The organism is Cobetia sp. PS-4MA, from assembly GCF_057670765.1.
Genome location: NZ_CM173107.1, coordinates 1,535,144 through 1,553,105 on the forward strand (window position 1 = coordinate 1,535,144; position 17,962 = coordinate 1,553,105).

Sequence of the window (17,962 nt, forward strand, 5' to 3'; positions counted from 1 at the left end):
GGGCATGGATCGCAAGCCGCTGACGAAAGCGCTTGCGAATAACAACAAAGGGGAAACGCTGGTGAATATCGATGTGCTCCAACTCAGCTATGCGCTGGATACGTTCTACTTCCTGATGTGTACCGCGCTGGTCATGTTCATGGCCTGCGGCTTCGCGATGCTGGAATCCGGGCTGGTGCGCTCCAAGAATACCGTCGAGATCCTGACTAAGAATGCGCTGCTCTATGGCATCGCCTGTCTAGTGTTCCTGGTGGTGGGCTACAACGTGATGTATCCCGGTGACAATGCCATCAGCAGCGTAATTCCGGGGCTGTCGTTCATGCTCGGCGCTGACAATACCCTCAGCGACATCAGTGCTGGCGAAGGGGCGGCCTATTACTCCAGCATGGCGGACTTCATCTTCCAGGCGGTGTTTGCCGCCGCGACCATGTCCATCGTCTCGGGGGCCGTGGCGGAACGCATGCGTCTGTGGCCGTTTCTGATCTTCGCGGTGGTGATGGTCGCGGTCATCTATCCGGTGGAAGGCTACTGGAAGTGGGGCGGCGGTTTCCTGGATGCGATGGGGTATCAGGACTTCGCAGGCTCGGTGGTCGTGCACATGGCGGGCGCGGCGGCGGCATTGGCGGCGGTGCTGCTGGTCGGTCCGCGCAAGGGGCGCTACGGCGTGGACGGCAAGGTACGTGCCATTCCGGGTGCCAATCTGCCGATCGCCATGCTGGGCATGTTCATCCTGTGGATGGGCTGGTTCGGTTTCAATGGCGGCTCGATGCTCAAGATCGCCAGTCTCGATGATGCCAACAGCGTGGCGCGTATCTTCGTCAACACCAATGCCGCGGCCTCGGCAGGGATGGTGGCCGCGGCACTGCTGTCACGCGCCATGTTCGGCAAGACTGACATGACCATGGTGATGAACGGTGCCCTGGCCGGTCTGGTCTCGATTACTGCCGAGCCGTTGCTGCCGTCTGCCGGCCTTGCGGTGCTGGTCGGCGCAGTGGGAGGCATCATCGTGGTGCTGTCGGTAGTGGGGCTTGATCGCCTCAAGATCGATGACCCGGTCGGTGCGATTTCCGTGCATGGTTCCGCAGGCCTGTGGGGCATCATGGCGGTGCTGTTCTCCAATCCGGATGCGGCCTTCGGCACCCAGATCCTGGGCACGCTGATCATCTTCGCCTGGATGTTCGGCGCAAGCTTGGTGGCGCTGCTGGTGATCAAGAAGGTCTGCGGTGGCCTGCGTGTCAGCGAGGAAGAGGAACTGGAAGGCATGGACATGCACGAATGTGGCATGGGAGCCTACCCGGAGTTCGTGAACATGTCCTCCCCGTCACAGGGAGAAGGCACTGCGTCCGGGCATGCCGGCAAGGCGAGCGCTGCAGTTCCGGCTGCGGTGCTCAAGGGGGCGGCGCGTTGAGTCTGCCCCCCCCCCCCCCAAGTGCTGGATTCCCCGAGTGAGGTGAGTCCTGTCAGCGTGTGATCCGAGAAGGCCCGCCAATTGGCGGGCCTTCTCGTGTTCCAGGATGAGCGTAAGGGGAAAGGGTGGGCAAGGGACAGGGAAAGGAGGGGGAAACAAGAGGGATGATGGACGTCCCGGGATGAACAAGCAGCGACCAGACGGAAACTGCCTGTCAGCGGCGGTGCAGTCCCCCCAGCTCATGATTGATATGGCGGGCGCAGTCCATCAGCGCGCCGCGCAACAGCAGGCGCCGGCGCTCGTCGGCCATCATCGCATCGGGGCCCGAGATATTGATGGCGCCCACCAGATGACCGGTATGGTCATAAAGCCCCGTGGCGATGGCAGTGGCGTAGTCGGAGCGACTTTCCACCCATCCCTGGCGGCGGGCTTCCTCGATGGCATCCTTCAAGGCCGGCAGGTTCTGGGGCGCCGGCGGTGGGTAGTCATCCAGACGGATCTGACGATAGAGCTGCTGCAGTTCATCCTCGCCCAGCACCGTGAGCAGGATGCGCCCCATGGCACTGACATGACACGGCAGACGGGAGCCGATGGGGATGTTGACCGACATGCGCTGTGCGGCGAAGGCGCGGTAGAGATAGATGGCATCCGTGCCCTCACGAACGCTCAGGTGACATGACATGGTGGTCTGATCGCGCAGGGTGTCCAGGTGGGGCGCCACTACCTCGACCAGATCCCGACTGGCCAGATAGCTGAAGCCCAGCGAGATGACCTGTGGCCCCAGTTCATAGGTGTTGCGAGCGATCTTCTTGAGATAGCCCATGTCGGTGAGGGTGATGACGATACGGTAGATGGCCGAATTGGTGGTGCCCAGTTCCTCGGCGAAGTCATTGGTGGTCAGCACCTTGCGCCTGCTGCTGAACATCTCGAGGATTCTCAGCCCGCGAAACAGCGCAGGCACGGTGTAATCATTCTCGCGAGCAGGCGCGGTCGAGAGCGATGGGTCATCGGTCACGACATCCTGCCCGGAAGGGAGCGAGGCGTGGGAATCGGGCATACCTGGTTCCTTTTGCTGCGTATGGCGAGCCGTAGGTGAAACGCAGTCTCCCCGTCGCTGCCTGGAACTCAGACGACGACGGGGAGCGGGTGACAGCGTGAGAGGCATGCGCGAGCGGATGCCAAGGTTGCGTCGCAATCGCTAGCCGTGATGATGGGCCAGCAGGGCAGCGGCTGTCACGGTCTGCCCCGAGTATTCGCGCATGGCATCGAGCATGACGCCCCACTGATAGTGGCTGGAGGCGATGTCGAACAGCAGGTGGAAGCAGGGGCACTGATGGCTTCCCACGTTGACGATGATCGCGTTGGTGCGTGCCACTGACGTCTGCGCGACGCTCCCGGGCGGGAAGGCCTCACTGCGCAGGTCCATCCCGCACAGCTTGGCCATCAGCGACGGTACGCTGCTGCCACTCAGGCTGAACCAGGCGTGGGAATCCCGCCGTGGGAGGGAATGCACGCGCCTGCCCCGGGCCAGTGCGTCATCCGCCTGCGCGATGAGCGGCAGGTCGGCCACGCCCGCATCGGGAGTGATGGCCGGCGTCAGTTGCAGAAACTCGCCCACTGACAGCCTGACCAGCCAGCTGCCATCCGTCTGGAGCCTTGCCGTATTGGGCGTATCCGGTACCGTGAAGTCCAGCGAGGCCAGCCAGTCGGCGGCCTCGCGGCCGCGAACGCCTGCGCGTCCCAGAGCGCTCATGTCGGCGAGTGCGCAGTGGCTGAGAACGGTTGCCGTCACCGAATCACTTGATTCGTCGGTTGTCGACGCGCCAGTGAGGCTTGCTGGCACTGCACAGCGCGCCAACGCCGTGGCGCCATCCAGGTGGTCCGTCATTGATGTCGTCATTTCACAGCTCCTGGCGGGCAGACTTGGGATCAAAGAAGGGTAGTGCCACGACCTCGGCCTGGACCAGTACGTCGCCCTGGGTGCGGATGGTGATCTTGCTGCCGGGCGTACTGCTATCGATTCCAGCGTAGGCCAGGCCGATGATGGCACCCAGCGTCGCGCTGTATTCACACGAGGTCACGTTGCCGGTGATGTCGCCACCGGGCTTGGCGGCGTCGGCGCTCTGTTCCCCGCCGCTGAGCACCAGCTGACCTTCCAGCGGTTGCGGGCTGTCCTTGGGCAGCATGAAGCCGACCAGCTTGCGGGTCTGGGGCTGGGCGGCAAGAATCTCGATCGCACGACGGCCGACACAGAAGGGCTTCTTGTGGCTGACTGCCCACTCAAGGCCGATCTCGCCGGGATGGCTCATGCCATCGGTATCCTGCCCGATGATGATGTGGCCTTTTTCCAGACGTAGCAGACGCTGGGCCTCGACGCCGAAGGGGCGGATGTCGGCTTGCTCGCCTGCCAGCATCAGCAGGTCCCACAGCGCTTCGCCGAAACGGCTCGGCACGTGGATCTCGTAGCCCAGTTCACCGACGAAGCCGACCCGCAGCAGGCGGGCGGGAATCCTGCCCTGCGTGCCCAGCAGCTCGGTCTCGAGATGGCCGGTGCGCAGCTCCAGATAGGGGAAGGCCTGGGGGCTCAGGTCGATGTCGCGACACACATTGCTCAGCACCTCGCGGGCCTTGGGCCCGGCGAGATTGACGGCGCAGTAAGCGGCGGTGACGTTGGTGATATCGACATCGAGTCGCCACTGGGCATTCCACTTCAGCATCTGCTGGTAGACACGGTCCACGCCGCTGGTGGTGGCGGTGACATAGAAGTGTTCCTCACCGAGGCGGCACGAGACGCCATCGTCGATGATCACGCCTTGCTCGTTGGCCATGGTGGCGTAACGTGTGCGACCCACCGGCTGCTTGAGGAAGGCGAAGGTGTAGAGGCGGTTGAGCAGCTCGGCGGCATCCGGCCCGCGCAGCTCGATGCCACCGAGGGTCGAGACATCGATCAGGCCCACGCCGTTGCGCACGGCCAGCGCCTCGGTCTGCATGGCGTCATTGCGCTGCTCGGGGCGGCCATAGAAGGCCGGGCGCGCCCAGTGGCCGGCCGGCATCATGCTGGCACCGAGAGCCAGATGGCGCTGATGTATCGGTGTCTGGCGGTAGGGGGCGAAACTGCGACCGGCCAGCAGCGGCAGCGGTTCGGCCACGAAGGGCGGGCGCGCGGTGGTCACGCCGGTCTCGCTGACGGTGCGCTGGGTGGCTTCGGCGACCAGACGCGCGGCCGGCAGTGCCGAGTGACGGCCCTGGGACGGACCCATGCCCAGTGTCGAGAAGCGCTTGACCAGCTGGATGTCGCGATAGCCGTGGCGGGTGGCATTGAGGATGTCGCGAATCTGCAGGTCTTCGTCCAGATCAACGAACTCCTTGCCCTTGGGGTGCGCGAACAGCGGCCAGCCATGCTGACGGAAGGGGCGTGACGGCGTAACGACCGCCGGCTCACTCGCCTCCAGCGTGACATCCACGACCTTGCCCGCCACGGTAAGCCCGTTCAGGGCGACGCTCGCGGCACGCTGACCATCGGCGATCACGTCCTTGAGGTGATAGAGGCCATTGGCGGAGCCTGCCATGTGCAAATGTTTCGGCAGGCCGCTGAGGCTGAAACGCGCATCGTCATCCAGATAGGAGAGCTTGGCGCCCGCCTGGCAGGCCAGCTGGTAGACCGGCATGTAGCCCGCCGTCATGCAGACCAGATCACAGGGGATCACCTCTCCCTCGGCGGCCAGTTCGCCGTGCGCGACGATCTTGCGTACCTCGACGCCCGTGACGTGATGCAGCGACTTCTCCGCCTGCGCCTCGAAGATGGCGTGCTCGAGCTTCAGGGCGATGCCGCAGTGGCGCACCGCATCGGCAAGGCTCGGATCATCGGGCTGGGCGCGCATGTCGAGCAGCGCGACGATGTTGACGCCGTGCTCCATCAGGTCCAGCGCGGCCAGATAGCCATCATCGCTGCCGGTGATCACCACGCCTTGCTTGCCAGGCAACACGCCATAGTGCTGCATCAGGCGCTGGGCGGCACTGGCGAGCATGATGCCCGGCAGGTCGTTGTTGCGAAATACCACCGGCTGATCGAAGGCGCCGCTGGCGAGAATGCATTCCTTGGCGCGCACCTTGTAGAGGCGCTTGCCGCGGATCACCGGCAGGTAGTTGTCCGTGAACCAGGCATTGCAGGTCGCTTCGGTCATCACGTCGATGCGCGGATGCGCCGTGACGGCCGCGCTCAGCGTCTGCAGTGTCTGGTTGGCCTCATGGCCTTCGGCGTCGAAGCGCGCATAGGTCAAGGCGCCGCCGAGCAGACGGCCCTGTTCGACCAGCAGCACGTTGGCGCCACCCTCGGCAGCCCCAAGCGCCGCCGTCATGCCGGCCGGGCCGGCGCCCACCACCACCACGTCGTGGAACAGATAGGCCTTGTCGTGATAGTGGCCGCGCACGTCCAGATTCAGGGTCCCGAGCCCGGCCTTGCGGCGAATCAGCGGCTCCCAGTACTTCCAGACGCCCTTGGGCTTGTAGAAGGCGCGGTAATAGAAGCCCACTGGCATGAATTTCGAGAACTTGCCCAGTCGCATGTCGCGGTCATTGTCCAGACTGCCAGTGACGTTCTGGGCAGTGACCTCGAGCCCCGGGCTGATCTGGCGCTCGTCGCCCAGCACGTTGGGCTCATCCGGCAATTGCACCAGGGTGTTGGCATCCTGGCCGGCAAAGGTCAGAGCGCCGCGCGGGCGGTGATACTTGAAGGAGCGCGACAGCAGCCAGCGGCCATTGGCGGCCAGGGCGCTGGCGATGGTGTCGCCGGCAAAGCCCTGGTAGCTCACACCATCGAAGCTGAAGGTCACCGGCGTGTCACGGTCGATCAGTCGGCCCAGCGGGGCCGGCAGACGTGCGCCTCGGGTCATGGGGACTCTGGCGTTCATGCGCGTTCTCCCGAGCTGTCCGTAGTGTGCAGTGGAAACTCCACGCGCTGGGTGAAGCGCTCGGAGGGATCGAAGGTGCGCAGGATCTCGTCGGTCACGGTGTGACGCTCGGCGAGAAACCAGTAGCTGGAGGCGGCGTGCATCCACCATTCGGTGACGACACCGGCGGTGTTGTCGCTGAAGAAGACGTAGTCGGCCCACTCGCGGTCACTGCAGGTATCGGGGTCTGGCATGTCGGCAAGCTCGCCGCCATACACGAATTCGCTGATATTTCGAGGCCCATTGAGTGGGCAGGGCATGATCTTCATCGCGGAAATCCTTGACCGTTGTTCTTGTACATCCAGCGTGGGGTGCGCATTCCCGGGCAGTCATCGAGCCTTGTAGGTCGAGCCGTCGCGAGGCGTCAGTGGCTGGCGGCAGTCGCGCCCATCTCGTTGACCTGACGGAAGCGCGCGAAGCGTTCCAGCGCGAAGGGGGCGATCAGGTCCGGGGTCTTGCCGCCGGAGGCGACCAGTTCGGCCATGGTCTTGCCGCAGATCGGCGTCGCCTTGAAGCCCCAGGTGCCCCAGCCGGCATCCAGGTAGTAATTCTCGACGGGGCTTTCGCCCATGATCGGGCTGTAGTCCGGCGTCATGTCGGTCGTGCCTGCCCATTGGCGCATCAGGCGGGCCTGGGACAGGAAGGGGAACATCTCCAGCGCCGCGGCGATCAGGCTCTCCTTGAGGTCCAGCGTCGAGCGGGTGTTGTAGAGCGGGTAGGGGTCGGAGCCACCGCCGAACACCACCTCGCCACGGCTGGTCTGCTGCACGTAGCAGTGCAGGGCCGAGGAGCTGACGAGCGGATCGAGAAACGGTTTGAACGGCTGGGTGACCATCGCCTGCAGCGGATAGCTGATGATAGGCATGGTGAAGCCGGCCTTGCTGGCGAGCACCGAGCTGTGCCCGGCCACCGCCTGCACCACGCAGCCACATTGCACGGTGCCGCGATTGGTCTTCACCGCGCGGATCTTTCCGCCTTCGACCACGAGATCCTGCACCTCGGTAAGCTGGTGGATCTCGACGCCGCGCTTGGCGGCCTCCTTGGCGTATCCCCAGGCGACGGCATCGTGCCGCGCGGTGGCGCCATCGATATGCCACAGGCCCGCCATGACCGGCAGGTGGCCGGGGTCCAGATTCAGGCTCGGCACCAGCTCGCGAATCTGCTGGCGATCCAGCATCTCGGTGCGCCCGCCGAAGTGGGTGTTGACCTCGGCGCGCTGGCGGAAGGCACGCACGGTGGAATCGGTATGCGCGAGGGTCAGCTGGCCACGCTCCGAGTACATGATGTTGTAGTCGAATTCGTTGGACAGTCCCTGGAACATGCGCACCGATTCGCTGTAGAAGCGCACGCCTTCCGGCGTCAGATAGTTGGAGCGAATCACCGCGGTGTTGCGCGCGGTGTTGCCACTGCCCAGGTAGGCCTTTTCCAGCACGGCGATATTGGTGATGCCGTGATACTTGGCCAGATAGTAGGCGGTGGCTAGGCCGTGCCCGCCGCCGCCGATGATGACCACGTCGTAGCGGGACTTCAGCTCCGTGGGCGGTGGGAGGTCGACTTCGGCCGGATACTCGGAGGACAGGCCGTACTTGAGCAGGGAAAAGGGCATCATTCACTCCCGGTACGCGCAAACGTACCTCTAGTGGTTCAGGCCGACTGGCGACGCGCGGCAGTCAGGGTGTTGGCGAGCAGGCAGGCGATGGTCATCGGGCCGACGCCCCCCGGGACAGGCGTAATGGCGCCGGCGATCTTGCTGACCGCAGCGAAGTCCACGTCCCCGACCAGGCGGGTGCGCGCCTTGCCGGTAGGGCTTTCCTCGGCGGACTGCGCGATGCGATTGATGCCCACATCGATGACCACGGCGCCGGGCTTGATCCAGTCAGCGCCGATCATGTTCGGGCGCCCGACCGCGGCCACCACGATATCGGCCTGGCGGCAGAGTTCGGCGGGATTCTGGCTGCGTGAGTGCAGCTGGGTAACGCTGCAGTTGGCGGCCAGCAGCAGGCTGGCCATCGGCTTGCCGACGATGTTGGAGCGCCCGATGATCACCGCATGCAGGCCAGAAAGATCACCACCGCGCTCGGCAAAGGTGTCACGCAGCAGGCGCATGCAGCCGGTGGGGGTGCAGGGCGCCAGGGCGTCGGCCCCTTGGACCAGCGCCCCGACGTTCATGCGATGGAAGCCGTCAACGTCCTTGGCGGGGTCGATGGCCTCCAGCACCGCGTCTTCCTGGATATGCGACGGCAGCGGCAGCTGGACGAGAATGCCGTGCACATCAGCGTCGGCATTGAGCTTCGCTACCAGCGCCAGCAGCTCGGCCTCGCGGGTCTCGCTGGGCAGGATGTGCTCGAAGGACTGCATGCCACACTCGACGGTACGCTTGAGCTTGTTGCGCACATACACCTGACTTGCCGGGTCCTCGCCGACCAGCACGACGGCAAGCCCCGGTATCACGCCCTGTCGTGCGAGGCCGGCGACCTCTGCCGTGACTTCCTCCAGCAGTCGCGCCGAGGCGGCCTTGCCATCGATCACGGCGGCGGTGGGTGTCGCTTGGGTATTCATGACTGCGCTTCCTCCCTTGGATGACGGCCGATGATTCACGCGTGGTCTGTCTTGAAGGCTTGTTTGAAGACTTGCTTGACGCCTTGTTTGAAAACTTATTTGACGCCTTACTTGAAAATCACGGTGCGATCATTGGCGAGGAAGACGCGGTGTTCGATGTGATAGCGCACGGCATTGGTCAGCGCCTGGGTCTCGGTATTGCGGCCAGCGGCGACCAGGTCATCCGGGGCGAAGTTGTGTTCGACCCGCTGTACGGCCTGATCGATGATCGGCCCTTCGTCGAGGTCTGCCGTGACGTAGTGGGCGGTGGCGCCGATCAGCTTGACCCCGCGGGCGTGTGCCTGGTGGTAGGGCTTGGCGCCCTTGAAGCCCGGCAGGAAGGAGTGGTGGATGTTGATGGCGCGCCCGGCCAGCTTCTGGCACAGCTCATCGGAGAGAATCTGCATGTAGCGCGCCAGTACCACCAGTTGAGTGCCGGTTTCCTCGACGATGTCCATCAAGGCCGCTTCCTGGCGCGCCTTAGTGTCCTTGGTGATCGGCAGGTAGACGAAGCGGATGCCTTCGCGCTCGACCATCGGGCGCAGGTCCAGGTGGTTGGAGACGACCGCGGTGATCTGCATGTCCAGCTCACCCTTGCGATAGTGGTAGAGCAGATCATCCAGGCAATGGTCGAACTTGGAGACCATGATCAGCACCGGCATCTTGTCCTTGCCACCGTGGATCTGCCACTGCATCTCGAAGGGCGCCGCCACATCTTCAAAGGCCTGACGCATACGCTCGATATCGCCTTCGATGCCCGTGTTGAAACGGAAGCGAGCGCGCAGGAAGAACTGCCCCTTGTCCTCATCATCGTACTGCGCCAGCTCACTGATGTAGCACTCGTGAGTGGTCAGGAAGGTGGTGATGGCCGCCACGATGCCGGACGTCGCCGGGCAACTGATGGTGAGGATGAAGTGATCGTCTGAGGTGCAGGTCGCGTGAGGCATTCTGGGCTCCGATGTCGGCAGAAAGGCATAGTTGTTGTGATATGAAGAACCTCATTCACTGACGTGTTTTTAATTCGGTTATTTCCTGTCAGTGACTTAATTTTCTTCTCAAGTAAATAACAATGTTTTTCTGGCGCTGGGTCAAGCCTGATCGACACGTCGATCGGTGTTAGCGTCCATGAAATGAAGACAATGATTCACTGATGAATCTTTACCGCTTTGGGGGATCGCGGAGCAGCGTAAAGCCATGAGGCGGGCAAGGGTGGGACAGGTGCCTGATGAGACACGCTCGTCTCGAGTTGGCTACAGCCTGCGAGTAACGTGAAAGGAATCGTCATATCCCGGTTGGGCAATTGCTGGCTGCAATATCAACACGTTAGTGTGCACTCATTGTATGCCTTGAGGTGTGACCTCTTGAGCCGGTATTCCTGCAAGACAATGAGGTAGACACGATGCGCACATTGACGATCGCGGCACTCATGGTGGCCAGCATGGCCGGTTCCAGCGTAGCGATGGCCGGCAACCCGGCTGATGATGGCCACGCTGCCAAGTCCCAGTACACCCAGTACAAGGACAGCGTCAGGACCTCTGCCCAATCCCACAAGGCGGCTGCTTCCGGGCAGGTGGCTGACAAGTCCTCTCACGTTGCCAGCAAGGCTCACGATGCCAAGTCCAAGGTGAGCGACAAGGCGAGCAACAAGGCGAGCGATACCAATTCCCGCTATCAGAAGAAGAACTATGCTGACGTGCTCAAGAACGAGCGCCACTGATGGCATGACGCTTTTGCTCGGCACGGCTTGAGTCGGGCAGTTGCCCGCTGTTGACAAGACCCCCTGAGCCTCCGGTTGCAGGGGGTCTTTGCATGCCGGGCACGCTCCTTGAGATCCACGCCCGTCTGGCGCGGCAGGCGATGTGCCTCTGGTGTGCGTGATCAGACGTTGACGTCGCGTGTTTCATACGCTCGCCTCGACAAGATGCAAGCATTCGTCAAGCGAGCCTGACTGGCTTGCGAACATAAATATCAAGGAGTTAGTGTGCCACCACCCTGTCTCCCAGGACCTTGGCCTTCGGATCAGGAAGGGGACATTTCGCGAGTAGAGAGGAGTAGGTACGATGCGCAGGATGACGATTGCAGCACTCATGGTAATGGGCATAGCTGGCTCCTCAGTGGCAATGGCAAATTCCTACACTGATGCGGCGAAGGACAGTGCCAAGCCCCAGTACACCACAGCCAAGGACAACGCCAGTTCCAAGGTGACTTCCCGGACTGACAGTGCCTCTTCCAAGGTCAGCTCTGCCAAGCACAAGGCAAGTGACAAGGCCAGCTCTGCCAAGGCCATGACAAGTGACAAGGTCAGCTCTGCCAAGACCAAGGCAAGTGACAAGGTCAGCTCTGCCAAGACCAAGGCAAGTGACAAGGTCAGCTCTGCCAAGTCCAGCTACGAAGACAAGTTCAAGTGATCTGATCCCCTGGGTTCGGGGGAGTCATGTGACACCCAGTCCCCGTCAGCCTCAGGCTGGCGGGGGCTTTTTCGCGGGGGGATCCCCAAGGCCGCGAAGGAGTCGTCTCTCGCCGGGAAGTGCGTTCTGCCCGGCACGTCATGAGGAGAATGGGCGAGCCGGACGGGCATTGGCAGATCAGTGGTCCGAAAAGGTCTCGACCAGATGCTGGGCGAAGGCCTGCATGCGGCGTGGCTGAGCGCGGGCGGGCGGGAACAGCAGCTGAAGCGGTGAGGGCGGGGCAGCGTGCTCCGGCAGCAGCTCCACGAGGCGACCCTCGCGCAAGTCGTCCGCCACGTCGACTTCCGATTTCAGGGCGATACCAAACCCTTCCAGACACCATTGGCGCACCAGTTCCCCATCATTGGCGATGCGATTGCCGCTGACGGTGACGATCTGCGGCACCTTGTGGTTGCCGAAGTGCCATTCATTGTCGAGGCTCTTGCCAAAGCGCATCACCAGACAGTTGTGGTGCTTGAGATCGGCCGGCGTCAGTGGCGCGGGGTGCTGCGCCAGATAGGCGGGAGAGGCACACAGCAGGCGGCGTTTCTGGCCCAGATGACGCACGCGCAGCGTGCTGTCCATGATGGTGCCGAAACGCAGGGCAAGATCGATCCCCTGACTGACGATATCGATGTAACTGTCCGACAGCAGCAGCTCTATCTCGATGGTGGGGTGCTGACGTTGAAATTCGGTGATGGCGCGTGACAGGGCGTTGCGACCCAGATCGCTCGGTGCGCTGATGCGAATTCGACCGGTGAGTGTCTGGGCACCCAGGCGGATACGGGTCTCAAGCTCCGAGGCACTGTCGAGCAGACCACGGGCTTCTTCCATCAGCGTGCGGCCCTCTTCGGTCAGGCTGATGGCACGTGTGGTGCGGTTGAGCAGCACCACCCCGTAGTGCGCCTCCAGTGAAGCCAGACGCTCCGATACCGTCGTCGGCGACAGTCCCGTCTCGCGCCCCGCGGCGGTCAGGCTGCCTTTCTCGACGATTGTCAGAAACAGCGCGATGTTGTCCAGTAGCATTGTGCGGTTTTTCCGAATTATCTTTGCAAAAAGGGGATGTTTATACGGACAAGGCTTGTGACTAGGATGATCACATCGCTTGAGCAACTCAAGCCTTCCTGACACTTCACGGAGTTCCTGCCATGTCCCAGTTGACCATCATCGCCAATATCCACGCCAAGCCGGACCAGATCGAGAAGGTCAAGGCGGCGCTTCTCAAGCTGGTGCCGATCACCCGCGCTGAAGAAGGCTGCCTCACTTACACCCTGCATCAGAACAACGAGAATCCGGCACCTTTCACGAGAACTGGGTCTCGCGTGAGCTGTGGCAGCAGCACATGCAGGCACCGCATCTGGAAGAGTACGTGGCAGCGACAGAAGGCGCGGTCACTGAGTTCACCTTGCAAGAGATGACGGCTTTCGCCTGAGGTGTGGGTCCTGGCTTTTCATGGCGGCAACACCTGACTTGCTCGCTTTCTCCCCCTGCAACGCCCACCCACTCGAGGCTGCCATGACAGACCCTATCCGCATCGGCCATATCGCGCTGTCCTGTCACGAAGCCAGTGCCTGGGAAGTGGCCCGTATTCTCGAAAGTCACGGTCATGACGTCACCTTCACCAGTGCGCCGCACGAAGCGGCCTTCGCGATGCTGGGGCGAGGGGAGATCGACATTCTGGCCTCTGCTTGGCTGCCGTCGAGCCATGAGGCCTATCTGGCACCGATGCTGCACGATGTCGACAAGATCACCGTCCTATATGAACCCTATTGCATCTGGGGGGGGGGGGCCGGATCATGTGCCGGAAAGTGCCGTGGCAAGCGTCACGGACCTGCTGCGGGAACCGGCGCTGAGCAAGATGGAACCCTTGATCCAGGGCATCAATCCCGGTGCCGGCATCAGCCGCTTCTCGGCCGAGATCATCAAGCAGTACGGCCTGGGCGCAGCCGGGTATGTCTTCCGCACCGGTAGCGAAGCGGAGTGCTTTGATCGCTACGAAGCCGCCGTCGCCGAGGGGCGTTGGGTCGTGGTGCCGCTGTGGCATCCGCAGTTCCTGCATCATCGCTACCGGATTCGCGCCCTCAAGGAGCCCAAGGGGCTTCTGGGTACCCGAGATGACGCCACCCTGGTGGTGCGCAAGGACGCACGTCCGCGTATTGGCGCCGCGGCGCTCAAGGATCTCTCCCAGCTCTACATCGGCAATCCGCGTCTCAGTGAACTGGAAGATGAACTGCGCCGTCGCGCCTGATTCGTCACGTCTGAATCTCTATAACCCCCGGGCGATGACCACGTCATCGTCCAGTCTCTCTATCTCATCTTCATCGACCCTGCCGGCCCGGCGCACAGCGCCAACCGGCGGGCTAGGAGCCCCCATGCCGTTTTCTCGCCTCAAGACTGCCATCTTCATCGCCTCGCTGGGCGTCAGCGCTGCCTCTGCCGTGCAGGCTGATGCCACAACGGCTTAAGCCTCCGCCGACAACCACCAGAGCGCCGCAGCCAGTGCCTGGAGCCACGCGACCCTCAGTACCTTTGCCGAGTACTCGGACACCCGCCCCGGCAATATCACCTTCACGCCGGATGGCCGCCTGATCATGTCCCAGCAGCCACTCGATGCACCGGCACTGCGCGTGGTCGAGATCACCCAGGGCGGCAAGCGTGTGCCATTCCCGACTCTGGATTGGGCCGATGGCCCGGCAGAAGGCGAGGTCGGCATCGCGTCAATCATCGGCGTACATTCCGATCGTCAGGGCGTGGTGTGGATGCTCGACATGGGCAGTCAGGACAGTGCGCCCAAGCTGGTGGGCTGGGATACCCGCAGTGATTCGCTCAAGAAGGTGATCCCGCTTGGGGGAGACAGCGTGCTGCCGATCTCCTTCCTACAGGATTTCGTCATCGATGAAAGGCGCGGCAAGATCTATATCGCGGACATGACCTTCACTGCCCCCGCCTCCCACATGAAACCGGCCTTCGTGGTGGTGGATATCGCCAGTGGCAAGACGCGCCGTGTGCTGCAGAGCGATGAAAGGCTGATGCCGGTGGCGCATGACATGGTCATTAATGGGCGTCTGATGGCGGGCGATGGTGATGGCGAGGGAGAGCAGAGTGGCGAGCCGAAGCCCTGGTACCTGGGATTGAACGCCATCGCCTTCGACCCGGCAGAAGACGTCGTGTATTTCGGTGGCGTGAATGGCAGTGATATCTATCGTCTGCCGGCGGCTGAGCTGGCCGATGACACTGCCACGGAGGCGGAGCTGTCGCGCGCCATCACGCATTACGCCACCAAGCGTCCCAATGATGGCTTCATCTTCGACGCCAGTCGCGGCGGCATCATCGCCGGTGACGTAGAGCACAATGCGCTGACCTTCTCTTCTCCCGAAGGCATGTCGGTCATTGCCCAGGATGATGAGCGTCTGCGCTGGCCGGATGGCTTCGCCTTCGCGCCCGATGGCAGCCTCTACCTCACCACCAATCAGCTGAATGCTCACCCGGCGCTCAATCAGGGTGTCGATGGCAGCGACAAGCATTACTACCTGCTCAAGCTGACACCCGCCAACTGACAGGCTCTGCTTGCGGCAGGCGAAGGGCTTGTCTGGCCAGTCCTTCGCCCTGTCTTGCCTGTCAGCGTATTTCCCCAACGCAGGACGTGTCTGATGACCGTCCTGCGTTGTCGCCTCTTGCCTCTGTAGCCGACGACCCGCTGGCGTCTCCCTGGAGGCAACCCGCAAACTCGCTGCTCATTATCCGCTTTATCCGGATTAACTTTGCGGATATGGGTCGTTTTTACGCTCAGCCCATGGAGTTAGCATGGTGTCATCGCTTCACGGCAAAGCCATTCAGCGCTGCCGTGACTGACATGATCTCAGGAGAGACTTTGATGAAAGCCATTGGTTACTACACTGCCGGTTCCATCGATCGTGATGATGCCCTGGTCGATATCGAATTGGACACACCGGTCGCCACCGGTCACGACCTGCTGGTCAAGGTTGCCGCTGTCTCGGTCAACCCGGTGGACTACAAGATCCGCGAAAGCCGCGAGCCGGCCGCAGGCGAAGCTGCCGTCATCGGGTGGGACGCCGTAGGGGAAGTCGTCGCCGTCGGTGACAAGGTCACTTCCTTCGCCGCAGGTGACAAGGTCTGGTATGCCGGCGATATCACCCGCGCCGGTACCAACAGCGAATTCCATCTGGTGGATGAGCGCATCGTCGGTCATGCGCCCAGGTCCGTTGAGGTCCATGAGGCGGCTGCGCTGCCGCTGACCACGCTGACCGGCTTCGAGATGCTCTTCGATCGCCTGCGTGTCACCGAGCCGGTACCCGGCGCTGCACGTGCCATCCTGATCATCGGCGGGGCTGGTGGCGTGGGCTCCATCACCATCCAGCTGCTGCGCGCACTGACGGATCTGACCATCATTGCCACCGCGTCACGTCCAGAAACCCAAGCGTGGGTCACGTCGCTGGGCGCGCATCACGTCATCGACCACAGCCAGCCGTTGCCGGCGCAGATCGAGGCATTGGGCATCGGTGCACCGGCCTTCGTGTTCTCGACCAATTTCTCCGAGCACTACGCACCGCAAGTGGCTGAGTTGATCGCGCCGCAGGGGCGTTTCGGCATGATCGATGATCCGCAGACCCTCGATGTGGTGCCGTTCAAGGGCAAGGCCGTGTCCATCCACTGGGAGCTGATGTTCACTCGCTCACTGTTCACCACCGCTGATATCGCGCGTCAGGGCGAGATCCTCACCAAGGTGGCGGGCCTGCTGGACACTGGCAAGATCACCTCCACGGCAACGGAGACCTTCGGCACCATCAATGCCGAAAATCTCAAGCGCGCACATGCCTTGCTGGAAAGCGGCAAGGCCAGGGGCAAGATCGTGCTTGAAGGCTTCTGATCGAACCCACTGCTGAGGCGGTGAAGTGAAAGGCGTGCGGCCGGGCAACAGGTCGCACGCCTGTGTCCGGGAGAGGGGCTGCCAATATCCTGGTCAGCGACGAGCGCCGGGCATCGCTGGCGCATGAAGGTGCGCAGGCCATCGTACACGGCAACCCTTGGCTCCCTGACCGCCTCACGGGGTGAGTCAAGATGGTGGCGGCAGTACGTTGCCGAGATCCCGGGGATCACCTCTCATCTGGGTCAGATGGGCGATATCTGGCGTCAAGTGCTTGTCAGGCATATAAAAGATCGTTCCGATGAGAGTTATCCGACCGCACATTGCGCTGCTGACGCGTTATGCTGAGAGGGGAGAACAGGGGGCCTGACACATCGCTTCCCGGGACCACTCATGGTTGTCTGAGCCGGGCTCAGGGCGCCAGAGGCATACAGCCTGACGAGGAGACAAGACATGAACAGGTGGTCATTGACGGGGCTGACTCTGGCGTTGGCGTTGTTGGGTGCCTCGGTGGTGCAGGCCGAGGCCGCGGATGACGGCAAGAGTCATGAAGAGCAGCTCAAGAAGAAGCACGAAGCGCTAGAAGGGCAGGCCAAGGCTGAACGCGTTCAGGCCGAGCAGATGCATGAGCTGAAGCAGATTCAGAAACAACGCCAGGCTGCAGAAGCGCAGGCGGACAAGGCGGTTGCGGACAAGGCTGTCCCGACCAAGGCCGTTGCGGACAAGGCCGCCCCGGAGACACCTCCGGCAGGAAAGTCCGATGCGAAGGCAGCGTCACCTGGGCCTCTGCTCAGACGTGGCGGTCAGTTGCCCGATGCCTTGGCATCTGACAAGGCGCTCTGGGTGGAGGACTGGCAGCGACATCAGCTACCCGAACCTAGCGCAGGTCAGCGCTGGCTCCAGCTTCGCAGCGGATTCGTCCTGACGGATATTCAGAGCGGCACCATTGAAGAGATACTGCTTGGGCCGTGAACCGCACTTCTGACATGGCACCCGTAACAGGATCTCGTCGTGTTGCGTGGTACCTCTGTCGGTAAGTCGCGACATCTGTGGGTATCTTGGCGACAACTTCGGTCACATTGTCGGGAAACGTGAAGAAATTTGCGCAGACTTGCAGAGTGCAGCGTAAGTCATCAAAATTAAGGAACAGTGTTTTCTAATTCCCGGTGTTGAACGTGCCCGGGCATGACGAGGAGATCGAAGATGCGCAACCGCACCCTGACAGTCTGCAGCATGGTGATTGCCCTGATGAGCGCCTCCGTCGCGCAGGCGGCTCCTGATGATCGTGATGATCGTGGGCAAGGCCAGCATCAGCAGCAACGCAAGCACTCTCAAGGCAATCAGCAAGGTAATCAGCAAGGCAACCATCAAGGCAATCAGCAAGGTCAGAAGCACCAGGCCAAGCAGCAACATGCAGCGCAAGGACACGGCAAGGCCCGTGCGGGGCATCATTCCGCTGGGCCCCAGCACTGGAAGCGGGGCGACCACGTCTCGCGCGATTATTACGGCAACAAGCGTTACTGGGTAAGTGACTGGAAGGCACACCACCTGTCCCGGCCGCCGGAAGGGCATCGCTGGTTGAATGTGGATGGCCGCTACGTTCTGACGGCCGTCGCGACCGGTGTGATCACGGCGATCATTCTCAATCAGTGATGCCGCCTGGACTGACAGTCCA

At 62.4% G+C, this 17,962-nt stretch carries 17 protein-coding genes and 1 pseudogene; 10 read left to right on the forward strand and 8 right to left on the reverse strand.

What is annotated here, in order from left to right; genetic code table 11:
* Positions 1-61 precede the first annotated feature (61 nt).
* Positions 62-1,408 (forward strand): ammonium transporter, encoded by a 1,347-nt coding sequence (gene amt / locus AC26AR_RS06580; protein ID WP_169477139.1) that lies wholly within the window; start codon positions 62-64, stop codon positions 1,406-1,408.
* A gap of 214 nt (positions 1,409-1,622) precedes the next feature.
* On the opposite strand, the gene AC26AR_RS06585 is transcribed toward amt, so the two are convergent.
* From AC26AR_RS06585 to purU, 7 genes are all read right to left on the reverse strand, one after another.
* Complete coding sequence (locus AC26AR_RS06585; protein ID WP_084208839.1) at positions 1,623-2,465, reverse strand: IclR family transcriptional regulator; 843 nt, start codon at positions 2,463-2,465, stop codon at positions 1,623-1,625.
* A 141-nt stretch (positions 2,466-2,606) separates the two neighbouring features.
* The gene (locus AC26AR_RS06590; RefSeq protein ID WP_404626970.1) at positions 2,607-3,308 is read right to left on the reverse strand and encodes a hypothetical protein; all 702 of its coding nucleotides are present in this window, start codon (positions 3,306-3,308) and stop codon (positions 2,607-2,609) included.
* Position 3,309: 1 nt separating this feature from the next.
* Positions 3,310-6,318, reverse strand: coding sequence for a 2Fe-2S iron-sulfur cluster-binding protein (locus AC26AR_RS06595; RefSeq protein ID WP_417286308.1), 3,009 nt, complete (start codon positions 6,316-6,318; stop codon positions 3,310-3,312).
* Positions 6,315-6,626: a sarcosine oxidase subunit delta gene (locus tag AC26AR_RS06600; protein ID WP_054555966.1), complete on the reverse strand. Its 312-nt coding sequence runs from the start codon at positions 6,624-6,626 to the stop codon at positions 6,315-6,317. The genes AC26AR_RS06595 and AC26AR_RS06600 overlap by 4 nt, the downstream gene beginning before the upstream one ends.
* A 95-nt stretch (positions 6,627-6,721) precedes the next feature.
* On the reverse strand, positions 6,722-7,963 hold the full coding sequence (locus AC26AR_RS06605) for an FAD-dependent oxidoreductase (RefSeq protein ID WP_084208837.1): 1,242 nt from the start codon (positions 7,961-7,963) through the stop codon (positions 6,722-6,724).
* Between the two features lie 38 nt (positions 7,964-8,001).
* Positions 8,002-8,916 (reverse strand): bifunctional methylenetetrahydrofolate dehydrogenase/methenyltetrahydrofolate cyclohydrolase FolD, encoded by a 915-nt coding sequence (gene folD, locus AC26AR_RS06610; RefSeq protein WP_488107769.1) that lies wholly within the window; start codon positions 8,914-8,916, stop codon positions 8,002-8,004.
* A gap of 107 nt (positions 8,917-9,023) precedes the next feature.
* A complete protein-coding gene (purU, locus tag AC26AR_RS06615) occupies positions 9,024-9,902 on the reverse strand; it encodes a formyltetrahydrofolate deformylase (protein ID WP_077377058.1) in 879 nt (292 codons plus the stop codon).
* A 452-nt stretch (positions 9,903-10,354) separates the two neighbouring features.
* On the opposite strand from purU, the gene AC26AR_RS06620 reads away from it, so the two are divergent.
* Positions 10,355-10,672, forward strand: a complete 318-nt coding sequence (locus tag AC26AR_RS06620) for a hypothetical protein (RefSeq protein WP_404626978.1) — start codon at positions 10,355-10,357, stop codon at positions 10,670-10,672.
* A gap of 403 nt (positions 10,673-11,075) precedes the next feature.
* Positions 11,076-11,363 carry a hypothetical protein gene (locus AC26AR_RS06625; RefSeq protein ID WP_417286306.1) on the forward strand — a complete coding sequence of 96 codons (288 nt, stop codon included), beginning with the start codon at positions 11,076-11,078 and terminating at the stop codon, positions 11,361-11,363.
* A gap of 177 nt (positions 11,364-11,540) precedes the next feature.
* On the opposite strand, the gene AC26AR_RS06630 is transcribed toward AC26AR_RS06625, so the two are convergent.
* On the reverse strand, positions 11,541-12,428 hold the full coding sequence (locus tag AC26AR_RS06630; protein ID WP_404626981.1) for a LysR family transcriptional regulator: 888 nt from the start codon (positions 12,426-12,428) through the stop codon (positions 11,541-11,543).
* A gap of 122 nt (positions 12,429-12,550) precedes the next feature.
* On the opposite strand from AC26AR_RS06630, the gene AC26AR_RS06635 reads away from it, so the two are divergent.
* The 7 genes and pseudogenes from AC26AR_RS06635 to AC26AR_RS06665 all read left to right on the forward strand — a co-directional run bounded on the left by AC26AR_RS06635 (position 12,551) and on the right by AC26AR_RS06665 (position 17,940).
* Positions 12,551-12,820: a putative quinol monooxygenase gene (locus AC26AR_RS06635; protein WP_404626983.1), complete on the forward strand. Its 270-nt coding sequence runs from the start codon at positions 12,551-12,553 to the stop codon at positions 12,818-12,820.
* Between the two features lie 97 nt (positions 12,821-12,917).
* Positions 12,918-13,118, forward strand: a pseudogene (locus AC26AR_RS06640) (glycine betaine ABC transporter substrate-binding protein); the annotation flags it as partial.
* A gap of 43 nt (positions 13,119-13,161) precedes the next feature.
* Positions 13,162-13,650 (forward strand): glycine betaine ABC transporter substrate-binding protein, encoded by a 489-nt coding sequence (locus tag AC26AR_RS06645; RefSeq protein WP_488107770.1) that lies wholly within the window; start codon positions 13,162-13,164, stop codon positions 13,648-13,650.
* A 343-nt stretch (positions 13,651-13,993) separates the two neighbouring features.
* Entirely contained in the window at positions 13,994-14,959 is a 966-nt protein-coding gene (locus AC26AR_RS06650) for an L-dopachrome tautomerase-related protein (RefSeq protein ID WP_404626988.1), read from the forward strand.
* A gap of 317 nt (positions 14,960-15,276) precedes the next feature.
* Positions 15,277-16,290 carry a zinc-binding alcohol dehydrogenase family protein gene (locus tag AC26AR_RS06655; protein ID WP_404626989.1) on the forward strand — a complete coding sequence of 338 codons (1,014 nt, stop codon included), beginning with the start codon at positions 15,277-15,279 and terminating at the stop codon, positions 16,288-16,290.
* A gap of 465 nt (positions 16,291-16,755) precedes the next feature.
* On the forward strand, positions 16,756-17,259 hold the full coding sequence (locus AC26AR_RS06660) for an RcnB family protein (protein WP_289864173.1): 504 nt from the start codon (positions 16,756-16,758) through the stop codon (positions 17,257-17,259).
* 231 nt (positions 17,260-17,490) lie between these two features.
* Positions 17,491-17,940 carry an RcnB family protein gene (locus AC26AR_RS06665; protein WP_176503725.1) on the forward strand — a complete coding sequence of 150 codons (450 nt, stop codon included), beginning with the start codon at positions 17,491-17,493 and terminating at the stop codon, positions 17,938-17,940.
* Positions 17,941-17,962 lie beyond the last annotated feature (22 nt).

What these genes read in the sequence shown, in the direction of transcription:
- AC26AR_RS06585 (WP_084208839.1), bottom strand. Translation starts at nt 2,465, where the DNA reads ATGCCCGATTCCCACGCCTCGCTCCCTTCCGGGCAGGATGTCGTGACC.
- AC26AR_RS06590 (WP_404626970.1), bottom strand. Translation starts at nt 3,308, where the DNA reads ATGACGACATCAATGACGGACCACCTGGATGGCGCCACGGCGTTGGCG.
- AC26AR_RS06595 (WP_417286308.1), bottom strand. Translation starts at nt 6,318, where the DNA reads ATGAACGCCAGAGTCCCCATGACCCGAGGCGCACGTCTGCCGGCCCCG.
- AC26AR_RS06600 (WP_054555966.1), bottom strand. Translation starts at nt 6,626, where the DNA reads ATGAAGATCATGCCCTGCCCACTCAATGGGCCTCGAAATATCAGCGAA.
- AC26AR_RS06605 (WP_084208837.1), bottom strand. Translation starts at nt 7,963, where the DNA reads ATGCCCTTTTCCCTGCTCAAGTACGGCCTGTCCTCCGAGTATCCGGCC.
- folD (WP_488107769.1), bottom strand. Translation starts at nt 8,916, where the DNA reads ATGAATACCCAAGCGACACCCACCGCCGCCGTGATCGATGGCAAGGCC.
- purU (WP_077377058.1), bottom strand. Translation starts at nt 9,902, where the DNA reads ATGCCTCACGCGACCTGCACCTCAGACGATCACTTCATCCTCACCATC.
- AC26AR_RS06620 (WP_404626978.1), top strand. Translation starts at nt 10,355, where the DNA reads ATGCGCACATTGACGATCGCGGCACTCATGGTGGCCAGCATGGCCGGT.
- AC26AR_RS06625 (WP_417286306.1), top strand. Translation starts at nt 11,076, where the DNA reads ATGGCAAATTCCTACACTGATGCGGCGAAGGACAGTGCCAAGCCCCAG.
- AC26AR_RS06630 (WP_404626981.1), bottom strand. Translation starts at nt 12,428, where the DNA reads ATGCTACTGGACAACATCGCGCTGTTTCTGACAATCGTCGAGAAAGGC.
- AC26AR_RS06635 (WP_404626983.1), top strand. Translation starts at nt 12,551, where the DNA reads ATGTCCCAGTTGACCATCATCGCCAATATCCACGCCAAGCCGGACCAG.
- AC26AR_RS06645 (WP_488107770.1), top strand. Translation starts at nt 13,162, where the DNA reads ATGAACCCTATTGCATCTGGGGGGGGGGGGCCGGATCATGTGCCGGAA.
- AC26AR_RS06650 (WP_404626988.1), top strand. Translation starts at nt 13,994, where the DNA reads ATGTCCCAGCAGCCACTCGATGCACCGGCACTGCGCGTGGTCGAGATC.
- AC26AR_RS06655 (WP_404626989.1), top strand. Translation starts at nt 15,277, where the DNA reads ATGAAAGCCATTGGTTACTACACTGCCGGTTCCATCGATCGTGATGAT.
- AC26AR_RS06665 (WP_176503725.1), top strand. Translation starts at nt 17,491, where the DNA reads ATGCGCAACCGCACCCTGACAGTCTGCAGCATGGTGATTGCCCTGATG.